Below are 15176 nucleotides of genomic sequence, written 5' to 3'. Positions count from 1 at the left end.
TTACTAGGTAAGCGTTTGTGAAGAGGTCAGCACTGTAACTGACAAGCAATTCAGCCATCGACATGTTAGGAAATAAAGGAAGTTAGAATGAAAAGGCGCACTAGCCATAAACTATTATCTCGCTTAGGCACAGCTATGTGTACTGCGCTTCTGTGTTTCTCGGTGACCGCCGCTGAATACATGCCTAATTTCAAAGATACTGACATCAATGAATTCATTAATATTGTCGGCAAAAACCTTGAGCGAACCATTATTGTCGACCCTAATGTACGCGGCAAAATTAGCGTACGCAGTTACGACATGCTTAATGAAGATCAGTACTACCAGTTTTTTCTAAACGTACTGCAAGTTTACGACTTTGCCGTTGTAGAAATGCCAAGCGGTATTTTAAAAGTTGTACGCTCTAAAGACGCGAAAACCTCTAATATTCCAGTAGTGGAAGGCGCACAACAAGATGGCGATGAGTTTATTACCCGAGTGGTGCCAGTATATAACGTTCCTGTGCGTGAACTTGCTCCCATTTTACGACAGCTTAACGACCAAGCGGGCGGCGGTAACGTAGTAAGCCACGACCCATCAAACGTTATGATGCTAACCGGCCGCGCAGCGGTAGTGAATCGCCTTGTAGAAATTATTGAACGCGTAGACCGCGCAGGCGATGAAGAAGTAGAAATTGTAAAGCTTCGGTACGCGTCAGCATCTGAAATGGTGCGTATCATAGAAAGCATCAATAAGTCTCAAGGCAAAGCGAACACTGGGACTAAATCAGAACCCCGCGTAGTGGCTGACGATAGAACAAACTCGGTTATCGTCAGTGGCGATGTTAAAGCACGTCAGCGCCTTATCAACCTTATTCAGCGCATGGACCAAGAGCTTGAGTCTAACGGCAACACTCGCGTACTGTTCCTTAACTATGCAAAAGCGGAAGACCTAGTTAAGGTACTTCAAGGCGTATCAGCCAGCATTCAAGCAGAAGAGCAAGGCAGCGGCACCACGTCACGCCGAGCGAGTTCAAACCGCGAAATCAGCATTGACGCACATGAAGACTCTAACGCCATCGTAATCACCGCAGAGCCGGATATGATGCGTTCGCTTGAAGAAGTCGTTCGACAGCTGGATATTCGCCGTGCGCAGGTACAAGTTGAAGCTATTATCGTTGAAGTGTTTGAAGGCGATGGCACAACGCTAGGTGTTCAATGGGTTTCAGAACAAGGTGGCGGCACGCAATTTAGCAACGGTGTAGTTCCCGTAGGTTCATTAGCTGTTGCCCTTAAGCAAGCAGAAGATGATACCGACACCGAAGCCTATGTCACCGACGACGGTGAAGTGGTAACGGTTAATACCACCGATGAAGGTGACTACACCGCATTAGCAAGCCTATTAGGCGGTGCAAATGGCTTAATTGCCGGCGTAATTGAAAATGGCTGGGGCGCAGTTGTCCAAGCGGTAAGTACCGACACCAATTCAAATATCCTTGCCACGCCTCACCTAACCACCATGGACAATGAAGAAGCCTTTTTCATCGTTGGTCAGGAAGTACCTATTATTACCGGTACCACAACAGGTTCTAATAACTCTAACCCATTCCAAACGGTCGACCGTCAAGAAGTGGGCATTAAACTTAAAGTAACACCGCAAATTAACGAAGGCGACGCCGTTCAGCTACTTATCGAGCAAGAAGTGTCGAGCGTAAGCGGTGCAACCTCGGTAGATATTTCGATTAACAAACGTGAAATTAAAACCACAGTCATCGTTGATGATGGCGGCACTATCGTACTAGGTGGCTTGATTGACGAAGACGTACAAGAAAGTGTTTCTAAAGTGCCACTTTTAGGCGATATCCCTATTCTCGGTCATCTTTTCAAAACTACGTCGACCAGCAAGCGTAAGCGTAATCTAATGGTGTTTTTAAAGCCTACGATTGTTCGTGATGGCGCGACTATGAATTCAATCAGTCACCGTAAGTACAACTATATTCGTGCGCTACAGCTTAAACGTCAGCAAGAGGGTGTATCTTTAATGCCATCTGCTGAAACGCCGAGCATGCCTGAGTGGAATGATGCCCTAGCCCTACCACCTTCGTTTGAAGAGTACCTTTCAGAGAAAGAGAAGCAAAAAGAAGGTAACGAGTAGTATGGCGGATGAACAACTTACTCAAGCACTAGAGGCCCAAGAAGAAGCCCTAGAAGCCATGGGTGAAGAGGCCGGTCTACCCGAAGAAGAGGCTGGCCCTAAGCAGTTATCTTTTAGCTTTGCAAAGCGCAACCAAGTGTTACTTGAAACCAACGAGACGCCAGCTGTTCTGTACTTTACAGAAAATACGCCTTTTGACGTATTTGCCGAAGTTAGGCGCTTCTACGGGGAACCGTTTGTCCCTAAAACTATACCCGCTGACGAGTTTGAAAGCCTATTAACGAGTGCGTTTCAGCGCGATAGTTCTGCAGCGAAGCAACTAATGGAAGACCTTGGCAACGAAAGTGACTTGTTCGCACTTGCTGAAGATTTGCCAGACACTGAAGACCTGTTAGATAGCGAAGACGATGCGCCTATTATCAAGCTTATCAACGCCATGTTAGGTGAAGCGATAAAAGAAGGTGCATCGGATATTCACATCGAAACCTTTGAGAACCAGCTTGTCGTTCGTTTTCGAGTAGACGGTGTATTGCGCGAAATTTTACGTCCTAACCGCAAGCTTTCTTCTATGTTGGTGTCGCGTATCAAGGTAATGGCGAAATTAGACATTGCCGAAAAACGCGTACCTCAAGATGGTCGTATTACGCTTCGCATTGCCGGTCGCGCTGTGGATGTTCGTGTTTCTACCATGCCATCAAGTCATGGCGAACGTGTAGTGCTGCGTCTTTTAGATAAAAATAATGCACGCCTGAATCTAGAAGATTTGGGCATGACGCTTCAAAACCGAAACCATTTTTCGTCTCTTATCAGAAAACCTCACGGCATTATTTTGGTTACCGGCCCAACAGGCTCAGGTAAAAGTACCACCCTATACGCAGGGTTAACCGAAATAAACTCTCGAGACAGAAACATTTTAACAGTTGAAGACCCCATCGAATTTGATCTTCCAGGCATCGGACAAACACAGGTTAACCCCCGTGTAGATATGACCTTTGCCCGCGGGCTTCGCGCTATTTTGCGTCAAGACCCTGATGTAGTAATGGTAGGTGAGATTCGCGACATTGAAACCGCACAAATTGCGGTGCAAGCAAGTTTAACCGGTCACTTAGTACTGTCTACATTACATACCAATACTGCAGCAGGTGCCATCACCCGTCTAGAAGACATGGGTATTGAGCCATTTTTGCTGTCGTCGAGCTTATTGGCCGTACTATCACAGCGTCTTGTACGTACCCTTTGCCCAGATTGCAAAAAACCACATACGCCAGACGCTTCTGAACTTGAAGTACTAGGGCAGAGCGCGACCAGCGACACTACCATCTACAAACCGCACGGCTGCGCAGCGTGTAACCAAACCGGCTATCGCGGCCGTACCGGTATTCACGAACTGTTGCTAGTTGATGAAAAAGTTCGTGAAATGATGCACGAAGGTGTGGGCGAACAAGCTATTGAACGTTATATCAGAACCTCTACCCCAAGCATCCGTGAAGACGGCTGCAGCAAAGTGCTCGCAGGCAGAACCTCACTTGAAGAAGTGCTTCGAGTAACGAGGGAAGACTAAATGGCGGCATTCGCTTATAAAGCGGTTAATGCCCGCGGTAAAAACACAAATGGCGTACTTGAGGGCGATAACGCCCGTCAGGTTCGCCAACAACTGCGCGAAAAAAGCTTAATTCCATTAGAAGTAGAGCAAGTTGCAGAGCGTTCGCAAAATGAAGGCAAAGGGCTTTCATTTTCGTTGTTTAAGCCACGTATTTCAGCATCAGATTTAGCGCTTCTTACACGCCAACTGGCCACGCTTGTAGAATCAGCACTTCCTGTTGAAGAAGCACTACTTGCCGTTGCTGAGCAGTGTGAAAAACCTCGTCAGAAGAACATGATGATGGCGGTGCGCAGTAAAGTGGTAGAAGGTCACGGGCTTGCCGATGCGCTTGCACAGTTTCCCAGCGTTTTTGATGAGCTATACCGTGCTATGGTCGCAGCTGGTGAAAAATCTGGTCACCTTGATACCGTGCTTAATCGATTGGCCGACTACACTGAACGCAGGCAACAAACCCGCAGCCAAATAACACAGGCAATGATTTACCCATCGTTAATGCTGTTCTTTGCAATGGGTATCGTATTACTGCTGTTAACCGTAGTAGTGCCAAAAATTGTTGGCCAGTTCGATCACATGGGGCAAGACCTGCCGGGCATAACACAGTTTCTTATTTCTGTAAGTACATGGCTTCAGAACTACGGTTTATTTATGCTAATTGGCATAGGCGTACTTATTGTTATTATTCAGCGCGTGCTGCAGCAAAAGCACATGAAGCTGCGCTATCACAGAGCACTTTTAACCCTGCCTTTAATAGGCAAAGTTTCTAGAGGCTTAAATACGGCCCGCTTTGCTCGTACCTTAAGTATATTGAGCGCCAGCGCAGTGCCGCTACTTGAAGCTATGCGTATTTCAGGCGATGTATTGGAAAATCAGCATATTAAAAATCAAGTAGCCGATGCAGCAGTGAATGTTAAAGAAGGCTCCAGCTTGCGCGCCGCGCTAGATAACACAAAAATGTTTCCACCAATGATGATGCACATGATTGCATCAGGTGAAAAGTCCGGCGAGCTGCAGCAAATGCTAGCGCGCGCCGCAGATAATCAAGATAGGGAATTTGAAGCGCTTATTGGTGTCTCACTTAAGGTATTTGAACCCTTACTTATTGTATCGATGGCAGGCATTGTTCTGTTTATCGTTATGGCAATATTGCAACCAATTTTAGCATTGAACAACATGGTGAATATTTAATGAAAGCACTTAATCGCAACTCTGGTTTCAGTTTAATTGAAGTCATGGTCGTACTTCTAATTATCGGTATTATGGCCTCTATGGTAGCGCCTCAAATCTTGGGCAACCAAGAAGAAGCCCAGCTTAAGAAGGCGGCGGTAGACATTCAACAAATGGAAAGTGCGCTTGAAATGTACAAGTTGCGTAACAACCGTTTCCCAACTTCTGAGCAAGGCCTAGATGCCTTGGTGCAGCGCCGACTATCGATCCGATTCCACGTAATTATCCTGAAGGTGGGTTCATTAAACGTCTACCTGAAGACCCTTGGGGCAACCCATATGCGTTAATTAGTCCGGGAGAGCTTGGCGTGGTGGATATTTTCTCTAACGGTCCAGACGGCGAACCGGGTACTGATGACGACATTGGTAACTGGAACATTAACGAATACTTGAACTAACCTATATGCGCTACCGCGGCAGTACATCGGCTTATAAAGCAGGCTTTACCTTATTAGAAGTCATGCTGGTACTGCTGCTTATGGGCTTGGCGGCAGGTTACGTTATGTTTAACGCCTTCGGCGCAAGTAAGTCAGACCTATTAAAAACCCAAGCCCAACGCCTGCAGGTAGTGATTGATATGGCCAGCGACTTCGCGGTGTTAAATCAACAACAGCTAGGCGTGCGTTTTGAAGCCGACAAAAACGAATACTACTTCGTTTACTTAGACGACGATGATGAGTGGCAGCGGATTGAAGGCGAAAAAACCTACGAACCTTACACGTTACCCGAACCCTTTACCTTCACCTTAAATTTAGACGACCTACCGTGGGACGTTGAAGATAGACTCTTTGACAGAGAATTGTTCGACGAAAACCTAAGTGTTTCTGACGAAGGCGTTGAAATAGGTAACGAAGAAGAGAAAAAGCTACCGCCACCGCAAGTGCTGATTATGTCGAGCGGCGAAATTACACCTTTTACCCTATCGTTTAATTATGAAGGTGATGACGGCGACGACCCTGTTTATTACAGTCTGCAAAACCAAGACTTACCGCCTTTAGTGCTTGAAGGTCCCCTGGAGCGTCCACTATGAACGCGTCCACTATGAGAACAAGCACGGTAAATGCATCTGGCAAAAGCATTGCCTCTAACAAACCCCATAACCAACGAGGGTTAACCCTACTTGAAGTTATGGTGGCACTTCTTATTTTCGCGTTAACAGGTACAGCGGTACTTAAAGCGGCTGGCGAGCATTTATCAAGCGTTGGTCAAATAGAAGCTGTCACTTTTGCCAACTGGGTGGCGAGCAACCGCTTAAACCAGCTTCAGCTAGATACCACTTGGCCACCTAAAAACAATCTAAAAGGCACCATGGAGATGGCTGACCGCACTTGGTACTGGCAGCAAACCGTTGCGAAGACCAATGATAACGACTTACGCGCAGTTACCGTTTCGGTGGGCGAAGACGAAAGCTACGAAAGTTCAGTGACATCGGTTACCACTTTTGTGGCTAAGCCAACGGTGGCGAACTAGTATGCAACGCGGTTTTACGCTTATAGAAATACTGATTGCCATGGCCATATTTACCCTTATCGGGCTGGCATCAACGGGCTTACTTACCACTGTTATCGACAGTAATAATATTTCAGAAGAGCGTTTTGCCAAGCTTCAATTGCTACAGCGGGCCATGATCACAATTGAGCGAGATCTTCAGCAAGCGGTGCCTCGCGCTTCTCGTGTAAACGGTGAAAAACAAGACGTGGTAATGTCAGGCGGAGAAACCGACGACAGCGATGATGATGGCATTGGTTTTGTGCGAGGCGGATGGCACAACCCGCAGCTGATGCTGCCGAGAAGTACCCTACAGTTTGTTGCCTATAGACTTCAAGAAAACAAGCTTGAGCGCCTTTACAGTAATTACGTAGATAATGTTATTGGCTACGAACCCAAAGTACGGGTGCTGCTAGAAGACATAGAAAGTTTAAAAATTGAGTTTCTCGCCACCTCCAACAGCAGTTCGTTAGATGAAGACGAGGATATCTCGTGGAGTGAAAGCTTCAAAGGCGCAGCGTTACCGCGGGCAGTGGCTATAGAATTTGTAAGTAAAGACTTTGGCAAAATTCGAAGGGAATTCACCTTAACCACGGGTGAATCGTCATAATGTCAAATATCAAAATACGCCTTTTAAAAAACCGGACGCGTGCTAAGGCGGCGATGTGCACGCGCCAACTGTCTAGCCCACCAGCTAAACAAAAGGGTGTGGCACTGATGATTGTGCTTATGATTGTGACGTTAGTGGCCGTGCTAGCTACAGAAATGGGTACGCGATTGCAGCTGCAGGTGCAGCGCACTATGAACTTAAAAGACAATAATCAGGCGTATTGGTATGCCATGGGCGCTGAAGCTTTTGCACGCAAGTCTATTCAGACGCTGATAGATGAAAGCCCAGATACTATTTCTATTGATCAACCTTGGGCACAAGAATTTAGCTATCCGTTAGAAAACGGTGGCTTAACGGCTAATTTAGAAGACCTTCAAGCTTGCTTTAATCTTAACGCGATAACATCCGGTAGCGCTTCGAATAACGCAAATAGCACATCGAGCAGCGCCTCAAGTAATACCACCGAAGCTATGGAAGCCTTTCATACCATGCTGCTATCACTAAGCGTAGATGGGCTAGACAACTTTACCGCCGATACGCTGCGCGACAGTTTAGCTGATTGGGTAGATGAAGATGACAGTATGCGCCCCTATGGCGCAGAAGACAGCGAGTATGAGTCAAGAGAGTTTCCTTACCTTGCGGCTAACGGACCACTGGCATCGAAAAGTGAATTGCGTATTATTAACGGGGTATCACCAGCGTGGCTGGGCGACTTAATGCCTTTGATTTGCGTGATCCCAGATTACAGTGAGCTAAAAATAAACGTTAATACGTTAGAAGAAGAAGATGCACCACTTTTAGCAGGCCTAACGGGGCTTGATATCCAGCAAGCTTCAAGTTTACTCAACAGCCGTCCGCAAAACGGATGGGATGATACAAATGCCTTTTTGAGTGAACCATCTATTCAAGCGCTTAATTTAACAAGCTCTCGACAAGAATGGTTTGCGGTTAAAACTGAATATTTTATGTTGCATACAAAAACACAATACAACAAAGCAACCTTTAAGCTTTCCACCGTGTTTCATGCAAGCGCCGATAGTGGCGTAAGCATTGTGAATCGCGAGTTTGGGGGAACCTATTAATGGAACAATTATTGGTGCGTTTAGGCGCCAACTACACAGACCCGATAAGCTGGCTCGTATATTCAAAATCTGAAGACGAGATTATTGCATCTGGCGAACTTCCCAGTGCAGAAGACTTATCTACACTTACTGAACGCGCTGGCCAGCGAAGCGTTATTGCTTTAGCCCCTAGCAGCGAGATATTGCTTAAATGGGTAGAACTACCGCCTAAAGCTGGGCGTAGAATTATTTCTGCCATTCCGTTTATGCTGGAAGATGAGCTAGCTACCGATATCAGCCAGCAGTTTTTCGCAATTGGCCCTAAGCGCGGCGACAATCAAGCTGTCGCTGTAGTTAGCCACGAAAAAATGGAGCAATGGCAAGCTTGGCTAAGCGAAGCTGGCCTTTTCTGCGACACCCTTATTCCTGACGTTCTAGCGGTTCCTGTTACTCACGAAGGCTGGTCAGTACTGACCTTAGGTGAACAGCTACTGGTTCGCCAAGACGAATTTAAAGGGGTTCAAGGCGAACAAACTTGGTTACTTCCTACGTTGGTGCACTTCACTGCGCAGCAAGAAGCGCCGGTGACTATCACGAACTACGCAGGTATCGATTTAAGCAGTCTGCCAAATATAGAAGAAGCACAGGCACCACTTGAATTACCTATGCAAGTTTTGGCTAAAGAAGCCATGCAAAGCAGCTTTAACTTGTGCCAAGGCGAATACAAAATTAAACGTAAGCGCAGCGGTGTGCTTAGCCAGTGGCGTGTAGCCGCTGTACTTGCTGTACTTGCACTGTGTACTAGCTTAGTAGATAAAGGCGTTACGCTTTATCAGCTAAAGTCGCAAAACCAGGCGCTTAGCAGTGAAATAAGTAGTGCGGTTAAAGCCGGCTTCCCCAATATTGGTAGCTATCGCAACGTGCGATTAAAGCTTCAAAGCGAGCTGGCCAAGTTAGAGCAGGGCGGAGGGGATGCTTCTATGCTTATTATGTTAGATCAGCTTGCGCCAGCTTTTTCAGCCACCGACGTTAAGCCACAAACATTGCGCTTTGACGCCACTCGCACAGAAATTCGTATTCAGGCGCAGGGCAAAAACTTTGAAGCCTTGGAACAGTTTAAACACAGTGCTGAAAACGCGGGTTTTGTGGTTGAACAAGGCGCTTTTAATAACCGTGACGATGGCGTTGTGGGCACAGTGTCAGTAAGGAGTACGTTGTGAACGCACTTTTAGAGAAATATAAAGCCCTCACTGAACGCGAGCAAAAGTTAGTACTAATTTCAGCAGTAGTGATAGTGATAGCACTGTTTTATTTTGCAGTTTGGTCGCCACTTAATGCTGCGCTAGACAAACAAAAGCAACTGCTTGATAACCAGCAATCACTTTTAGTTTGGGTGAAAGACAGCGGTGCACGCGCACAACAGTTACGTCGCAGTTCGGGTAGCAAGCGGGCGTTTTCAGGGTCGTTACCTCAAGCGGTAAACCGGACCACAGCCCAACATGATATTGCTATTTCGCGTATGCAGCCTCAAGGAGATGAACTGCAAGTATGGGTAGACCAAGCGCCCTTTAACGCAGTTTTAGAATGGCTTAAGGCCATGGAAAACATGGGTGTGGTTATTCTTCAAGCCGATATAGCTGAAGCAGATGCGCCGGGCTATATCAAAATTCGCCGACTACAGTTAGGTAAAGCATGAAGTCGAAAGTTAGTTGGATTGTAGGCGGAATTCTTGCCTTCCTATTGTTTGCTATTGCTTACATGCCCGCAGTACAGGTTATTGGTCGTGTAACACTACCGAATAATGTTTCAGTAAGCGGAGTAAGCGGAACCTTATTTTCTGGTAAAGCACAGACTGTGGTTGTTAACGGCTTGCCTGTTAACAACCTTAAGTGGGAACTTAGCCCTCTTCACATGTTACTGGGTAAAATTAAGCTAGACCTTAAAGCAGGTAATATTCGCGATAAAAATGACATCGCGTTTGAAGGGCCTGTTACCACAGGGCTTTTCAGCCAAAATACAATTAATACCGAGAACTTTACGCTATACCTGCCTGTAGATAGAGTGCTTGCACAAGTTCGCTTACCCTTACCTGTAAATGCAGGCGGAAGATTTAAGGTCTCGCTAAATGACCTTACTTTTGGTCCAGCGTGTGAGTCGCTAGATGGCACGGGAGACTGGTTAAACGCCACGGTTGCGGGAACACAAGGGCCCATTGATTTCGGTACTTATTCAGCGAAACTTCGTTGCGAAGGGAAAGACATTGGCATAATGGTAAGCGAGCCTAACTTGTTAAGCTTGTCTATGGACGCGGTTATTCCTACCAACATGAAAAATATCCGCGTTAGCGGTAAATTTAAACCCGACAATGGCTTGCCCAACGAAGTACACCAAGCGGCTCGCTTGTTTGGTACGCCTAATAGCAGCGGGTACATTCCTATAAAGCTTTAAAGATCTACGTAAAATTAACAACTTAAAACGAGCCCTGACCATTTGCTGACAGGGCCTACTGGAACACACTCAACGAAGGATTGTAAAATGAACAAACCTCTTTTAACTGGCGCTGGCGTTACTTTGGTTGCGCTTGGTGTCGCCCCTTACTTTATTGGCTCTAGCGTTCAAGATAATGTTAACGAAGCCGTAAGCGAACTCAATAAACAAGCTGTTTATTCAGCCGAAGTACTCTCGTACGACAAAGGCTGGTTTTCGACAACGGCAGAAGTCAAACTTGCCTTCGATTTTCAAGCGATTTTTAACGCGCAGAATATCGATCCCGCTGAAGTTCCTTTAGAAGAAAACCCTAGCATAACTGCTACCTTGGTTGCTCATCACGGGCCTGTGTACTTTGGTGACGGCGTAGGATTAGGGCGCGTTCATTACACGATGTCGATTGATGGCGGTGAATTAAGAGAGTACGTTCAATGGGATGCGCAACAGCCCATTTATCACAATGAAGGTGTGGTTGGGCTATTTGGCGGTCTAAGCTATGAAGATGTAATTCCAGCCCTTAGCGCAACCAATGAGGAAGAAGGCTTTACCCTGCTATTCTCAGGCTATACCGGTGAAGCTAAGCCTGAAGGAGGCCAAACCCTCTATACTTCGTCAGGTGAATCGCTAAGCATCAATGCTGATGAATTTTCGATGAATATGGCTAATTTATCTATGGATGTAACCTATGACGGCAGCATGGTAGAAGCTTTCAAGGGCGAATTGTTTGAATCTAAAGTCAAAGCGCTTATCGAAACTATGGAAGTGTCCGGCCTTGAAGCGGGTGAAACAGTACAGCTAGAAAATATTGCCCTGGTTACAGACACCGAAATTGATGAAAGCACTAACACCGCCAATGTTTATGTGGAATACGCCATTGATAAGGTAGTGGGACCTGAGCTTGAAGCCTCAGACATGATGTTGGGCATTGCCTTAAATAATCTGGACATAGATTTTATCAAGGCTTATCAGGATTTTAGCAACACGTCACTAATGATCCCATCAGAAGAAGTCCCCGCTAAGATGATGGAATTTGTCGAGGCTAACTTGCTTCCTCAGCTTAAGGTTGAGCCTGAACTCAATATTACAAAGCTTAAAGCGACGTTACCTGAGGGTTCGTTTACCGCCTACGCTAATACCAAGTTAGTTGGCATTGATGCGCTACCGGGTACAATGGAAGATGTAGCTTTCTGGGTAACACACCTATTGGCCAATGCAGAAATAACCGCTGATAAAGCTTTTGCGCAAAGCGTTGCGTCTGGTTACATGATGGGCCAATTAATGGCAACGCCGCAAGCGCAAAACATGACAGCAGAAGAACTCGAAGCCGCAGTAGAGCAGCAAACCCCTATGGTGTTAAGCACCTTTGCCCAGCAAGGTCTGATAAAAGAAACCGAGAAGGGTTATGAGACAAAACTGGAGCTTAAAGATGGCAAAGCCAGCGTTAACGGCACTCCTATTCCGCTGCCTTTTGCGCCTCAGTAATAAGTAAGGCAGTATTTTAAAAACAGACAGGCAAAGTACGGCTAACACTAATTGGTAACTGCTAATTGCGCGAAACGTTGACTTACTGAGTATTAATTAAACACGCCTGAATCAAAAATGCAGAGCCCAAACGCTCTGCATTTTTTACATCACCCTGTACTACTTTACTTTAAACCTGCAAAACCCAATATCCTTATTACAGGGTACCGTATAGAAGTTTACTAGTTGAAACGCGACTAGTTTTCCTCAAGCAGCTCGATATTCATCAATTCTTGAGCAGCATATACACGCCCTTCGGCTACGACCGTAATTGCCTCGACAAGTGCGTCTAAACCCGATTCGCTGCGCTTCATAATATGAGACAGTACAATTCGTTTTGCTTTGGACTGCTCAGCAATATCGATAATTTGTTTCGGGGTCATATGCAGATTCTTCGCTACGCGCCCCGCGTTGTCGTCAATCGCGTTATGCAGCACTAAAAGATCGGCGCTCTTAGCAAAGCGAGCCAGATTTCCCTGCTTGTTGTTCGTATCGCCAGAGAATACCGCTTCACACCCGTTAGCTTTAACTTTCCACGCAAGTGTTGGTATGGGACCGTGATTCACCGACATAGCTTCGACACTAATATCACTATTCACTGTGTATTCAAAGGGCTGCTCTAATGTGGCGTTTGCAACGCTTTTTGCCGATATTGTGTAGTCGTCTTGACCTTCGATAGTGTAAGAAGACAGATATTTAAACGCGCCTTCCTCGCCAACTAACGATGATACGTAGGCGTTAGTGGAGGGCATAGTATGGTTACCGTCCGGGCCCATAACCCATAGATCTTTCTCGCGATTAGTGAAATAGCCACCTTTTACAAAGCTCGGTAAATCTGCTGAATGGTCGGTGTGTAAGTGGGAAAGTAAAATCACATCTAGTGATTCAAATGAAGCCCCTGCAGCACCGAACTGAACACTACTGCCGCTGCCAGCGTCTACCAACACCCGCGCTTTGTCATCTACCCAGACCACATAGGCGCTAGATGTTCTGCCATCATCCAATTCAGGTCCACCCGACCCTAACACCTGCACTGAGACTTTGTCACAAGTCATCGAGGCCGTGTTTTCATTCTCTTTGCTTGCTAGTTTTTGCTGTTTAGGTGGGGTCTGAAGTAACGATGTAGACGATGCCTGCGCTACAGAAGAAATCGATAAAATGGAAGTCGTTATCAACATGGTTAACGAGATTGCATGCACTTTATTACGTCGTTTCTCGCACTTCTCAAGTTTCACGTGTTTCGTATTCCTAACGCTTAAATCAGCACCGCTTATCTGTCTATGTGAGACCTTCATCGCCATCGCCTTATGTCGTTTCCTAGTGATTTGTACATTCATATCACAGTAAAAGACCGGATACCTGCGTAAAATTGTTCAATGAACAGAGGGATGTAGGCCAGATGAATAGAGACTAAAAGCGAAAGCAAATAAAAAAGCGGGCACGTTGAACGTACCCGCTTCCGTTTAGCAATATTAACCAACTACTATTTATTCGGCAGCGTTCTCCGCTACCATAATGGTTTTGATATTTACGAATTCACGCATACCATAACCACCGTGCTCACGGCCATAGCCGCTATCTTTTACACCACCAAAGGGCAGGTTAGGCTGTGCTAGTGAATACCCGTTAATATTTACCATACCGGTATCAAATTCGTTTTTCGCTAGTTCAACAGCTTTATCTGTATCAGTACTAAAGATACCGCCGCCTAAGCCATAGCGCGAATCGTTTGCAACTTCCATCGCTTGTTTATCGTCACGGGCACGAATTAACGATGCAACAGGGCCAAACAACTCATCATCATAGGCTGGCATGCCAGATGAAACATCTTCAAGTACAGTTACTGGGTAAAAGTAGCCGTCAGAGTCAGGGGTTTCACCGCCCAAGGTAAGTTTCGCCCCAGCTTCTACCGATTTTTTCACTTGCTCGTGAAGTTCATCACGCAAGTCTTCTCTGGCCATCGGACCTAAATCAGTATTCTCGTCGGTTGGGTCACCCACTTTAAGCTTTTTGCACTGCGCTACGAATTTATCTCTAAACTCATCATAAACGCTATCTACAATTACAAAGCGTTTTGCCGCAACACAGGTTTCACCATTGTTGATAACGCGACCTTGAATACACATTTCTACTGCCTGGTCGATATCAGCATCTTCGAGTACTAAGAAAGCATCATTACTACCAAGCTCCATTACGGTTTTCTTCGACAAGCTCGCGGCTTCTTTCGCAACTTGCTTACCTACCTCATCACTACCGGTAAAGGTAACACCGCGTACGTATTTGTGCTTGATTAGGTCGCTTGCCGTACCGCCATCAATTAGTAACGACTGGTACACGTTTTTCGGGAAGCCGGCATCTTCATACATTTGCTGAATTGCTTGTGCCATACCAAATACATTTTTAGCGTGTTTAAGTACTGTTGTGTTACCCGCCATTACGTTCGACACACTGTAGCGGATAACTTGATAAAGAGGGAAATTCCACGGCTGTATACCCAGAATAACGCCAATAGGTTGATAAGTAATGATTGCACGACCACCTTCAAAGATACGATGTTCGTCTTCTAAGAATGATGCGCCATGCTCAGCAGTGTAGCGACAAATTTGAGCACATAACTGCACTTCTTGCTTACCTTGCGCTGTAACCTTACCCATTTCACGGGTCATTAGGCTAGCAAGATCGTCAATACGCTCTTCCATTAAATCTGCAAGGTTATTAAGCAAATCTGCGCGAGTTTCAAATGACGTACGACGCCAATTTAAATAAGCTTCTTGTGAACGTGTCACCGCTTGTTCTGCGTCTTCAGCTGACATCAAATGATAATGATCGATCTTTTCACCTGTAGCAGGGTTGTAGGTATTAATTGTCTCACTCATTGTCACTCTCCTTAATCCGTTTGTTAAAGTGGAGGTGCAACTAGAAAGCCAAAACGACAAAAAATATTTTTTACTTTATTTTCAATAAAATAGAGGTAACCCACAGCAAAAGTGACAGAAAGTTTTAGAAAGGATCCAGAAAAGATTACCTATCGGAGTAAAGATTTCAGGGCG

Annotated in this window: 13 protein-coding genes and 1 pseudogene; 12 read left to right on the top strand and 2 right to left on the bottom strand. The window is 45.8% G+C overall.

What is annotated here, in order from left to right:
- The first annotated feature begins 87 nt into the window (after nt 1-87).
- The 12 genes and pseudogenes from gspD to KL866_RS09515 all read left to right on the top strand — a co-directional run bounded on the left by gspD (nt 88) and on the right by KL866_RS09515 (nt 12087).
- On the top strand, nt 88-2133 hold the full coding sequence (gspD, locus tag KL866_RS09570) for a type II secretion system secretin GspD (RefSeq protein ID WP_025257288.1): 2046 nt from the start codon (nt 88-90) through the stop codon (nt 2131-2133).
- Nucleotide 2134: 1 nt separating this feature from the next.
- Nucleotides 2135-3694, top strand: a complete 1560-nt coding sequence (gene gspE / locus KL866_RS09565; protein WP_025257287.1) for a type II secretion system ATPase GspE — start codon at nt 2135-2137, stop codon at nt 3692-3694.
- The gene (gspF, locus tag KL866_RS09560) at nt 3695-4921 is read left to right on the top strand and encodes a type II secretion system inner membrane protein GspF (protein ID WP_214994803.1); all 1227 of its coding nucleotides are present in this window, start codon (nt 3695-3697) and stop codon (nt 4919-4921) included. It abuts the gene before it with no gap.
- A pseudogene (gspG, locus tag KL866_RS09555) lies at nt 4921-5357 on the top strand (type II secretion system major pseudopilin GspG). The gene gspF and the pseudogene gspG overlap by 1 nt, the downstream one beginning before the upstream one ends.
- A gap of 5 nt (nt 5358-5362) precedes the next feature.
- On the top strand, nt 5363-5989 hold the full coding sequence (gspH, locus tag KL866_RS09550) for a type II secretion system minor pseudopilin GspH (RefSeq protein ID WP_025257284.1): 627 nt from the start codon (nt 5363-5365) through the stop codon (nt 5987-5989).
- 11 nt (nt 5990-6000) lie between these two features.
- Nucleotides 6001-6429: a type II secretion system minor pseudopilin GspI gene (gspI, locus tag KL866_RS09545; RefSeq protein WP_214994801.1), complete on the top strand. Its 429-nt coding sequence runs from the start codon at nt 6001-6003 to the stop codon at nt 6427-6429.
- A gap of 1 nt (nt 6430) precedes the next feature.
- On the top strand, nt 6431-7057 hold the full coding sequence (gene gspJ, locus KL866_RS09540; RefSeq protein ID WP_025257282.1) for a type II secretion system minor pseudopilin GspJ: 627 nt from the start codon (nt 6431-6433) through the stop codon (nt 7055-7057).
- Between the two features lie 53 nt (nt 7058-7110).
- Nucleotides 7111-8139, top strand: a complete 1029-nt coding sequence (gspK, locus tag KL866_RS09535) for a type II secretion system minor pseudopilin GspK (protein WP_029661559.1) — start codon at nt 7111-7113, stop codon at nt 8137-8139.
- Entirely contained in the window at nt 8139-9338 is a 1200-nt protein-coding gene (gene gspL / locus KL866_RS09530; RefSeq protein ID WP_025257280.1) for a type II secretion system protein GspL, read from the top strand. The genes gspK and gspL overlap by 1 nt, the downstream gene beginning before the upstream one ends.
- Nucleotides 9335-9814: a type II secretion system protein GspM gene (gspM, locus tag KL866_RS09525; protein ID WP_025257279.1), complete on the top strand. Its 480-nt coding sequence runs from the start codon at nt 9335-9337 to the stop codon at nt 9812-9814. The genes gspL and gspM overlap by 4 nt, the downstream gene beginning before the upstream one ends.
- Nucleotides 9811-10566, top strand: coding sequence for a type II secretion system protein N (locus tag KL866_RS09520; RefSeq protein WP_214994799.1), 756 nt, complete (start codon nt 9811-9813; stop codon nt 10564-10566). The genes gspM and KL866_RS09520 overlap by 4 nt, the downstream gene beginning before the upstream one ends.
- Nucleotides 10567-10653: 87 nt before the next feature.
- Nucleotides 10654-12087: a YdgA family protein gene (locus KL866_RS09515; protein WP_025257277.1), complete on the top strand. Its 1434-nt coding sequence runs from the start codon at nt 10654-10656 to the stop codon at nt 12085-12087.
- Between the two features lie 236 nt (nt 12088-12323).
- Here KL866_RS09515 and KL866_RS09510 read toward each other — a convergent pair whose 3' ends face one another.
- Both KL866_RS09510 and KL866_RS09505 read right to left on the bottom strand, forming a co-directional pair.
- Entirely contained in the window at nt 12324-13421 is a 1098-nt protein-coding gene (locus tag KL866_RS09510) for an MBL fold metallo-hydrolase (protein ID WP_214994797.1), read from the bottom strand.
- Between the two features lie 192 nt (nt 13422-13613).
- Nucleotides 13614-15002 (bottom strand): NAD-dependent succinate-semialdehyde dehydrogenase, encoded by a 1389-nt coding sequence (locus KL866_RS09505; protein ID WP_214994796.1) that lies wholly within the window; start codon nt 15000-15002, stop codon nt 13614-13616.
- Between the last annotated feature and the right edge of the window lie 174 nt (nt 15003-15176).

This window comes from Alteromonas sp. ALT199 (assembly GCF_018619335.1).
Lineage (GTDB): Bacteria > Pseudomonadota > Gammaproteobacteria > Enterobacterales > Alteromonadaceae > Alteromonas.
Note: the sequence above shows the minus strand (reverse complement) of the source record. Positions and strands in the feature narration are given on the sequence as shown.

What these genes read in the sequence shown, in the direction of transcription:
- gspD (WP_025257288.1), top strand. Translation starts at nt 88, where the DNA reads ATGAAAAGGCGCACTAGCCATAAACTATTATCTCGCTTAGGCACAGCT.
- gspE (WP_025257287.1), top strand. Translation starts at nt 2,135, where the DNA reads ATGGCGGATGAACAACTTACTCAAGCACTAGAGGCCCAAGAAGAAGCC.
- gspF (WP_214994803.1), top strand. Translation starts at nt 3,695, where the DNA reads ATGGCGGCATTCGCTTATAAAGCGGTTAATGCCCGCGGTAAAAACACA.
- gspH (WP_025257284.1), top strand. Translation starts at nt 5,363, where the DNA reads ATGCGCTACCGCGGCAGTACATCGGCTTATAAAGCAGGCTTTACCTTA.
- gspI (WP_214994801.1), top strand. Translation starts at nt 6,001, where the DNA reads ATGAGAACAAGCACGGTAAATGCATCTGGCAAAAGCATTGCCTCTAAC.
- gspJ (WP_025257282.1), top strand. Translation starts at nt 6,431, where the DNA reads ATGCAACGCGGTTTTACGCTTATAGAAATACTGATTGCCATGGCCATA.
- gspK (WP_029661559.1), top strand. Translation starts at nt 7,111, where the DNA reads ATGTGCACGCGCCAACTGTCTAGCCCACCAGCTAAACAAAAGGGTGTG.
- gspL (WP_025257280.1), top strand. Translation starts at nt 8,139, where the DNA reads ATGGAACAATTATTGGTGCGTTTAGGCGCCAACTACACAGACCCGATA.
- KL866_RS09520 (WP_214994799.1), top strand. Translation starts at nt 9,811, where the DNA reads ATGAAGTCGAAAGTTAGTTGGATTGTAGGCGGAATTCTTGCCTTCCTA.
- KL866_RS09515 (WP_025257277.1), top strand. Translation starts at nt 10,654, where the DNA reads ATGAACAAACCTCTTTTAACTGGCGCTGGCGTTACTTTGGTTGCGCTT.
- KL866_RS09510 (WP_214994797.1), bottom strand. Translation starts at nt 13,421, where the DNA reads ATGAAGGTCTCACATAGACAGATAAGCGGTGCTGATTTAAGCGTTAGG.
- KL866_RS09505 (WP_214994796.1), bottom strand. Translation starts at nt 15,002, where the DNA reads ATGAGTGAGACAATTAATACCTACAACCCTGCTACAGGTGAAAAGATC.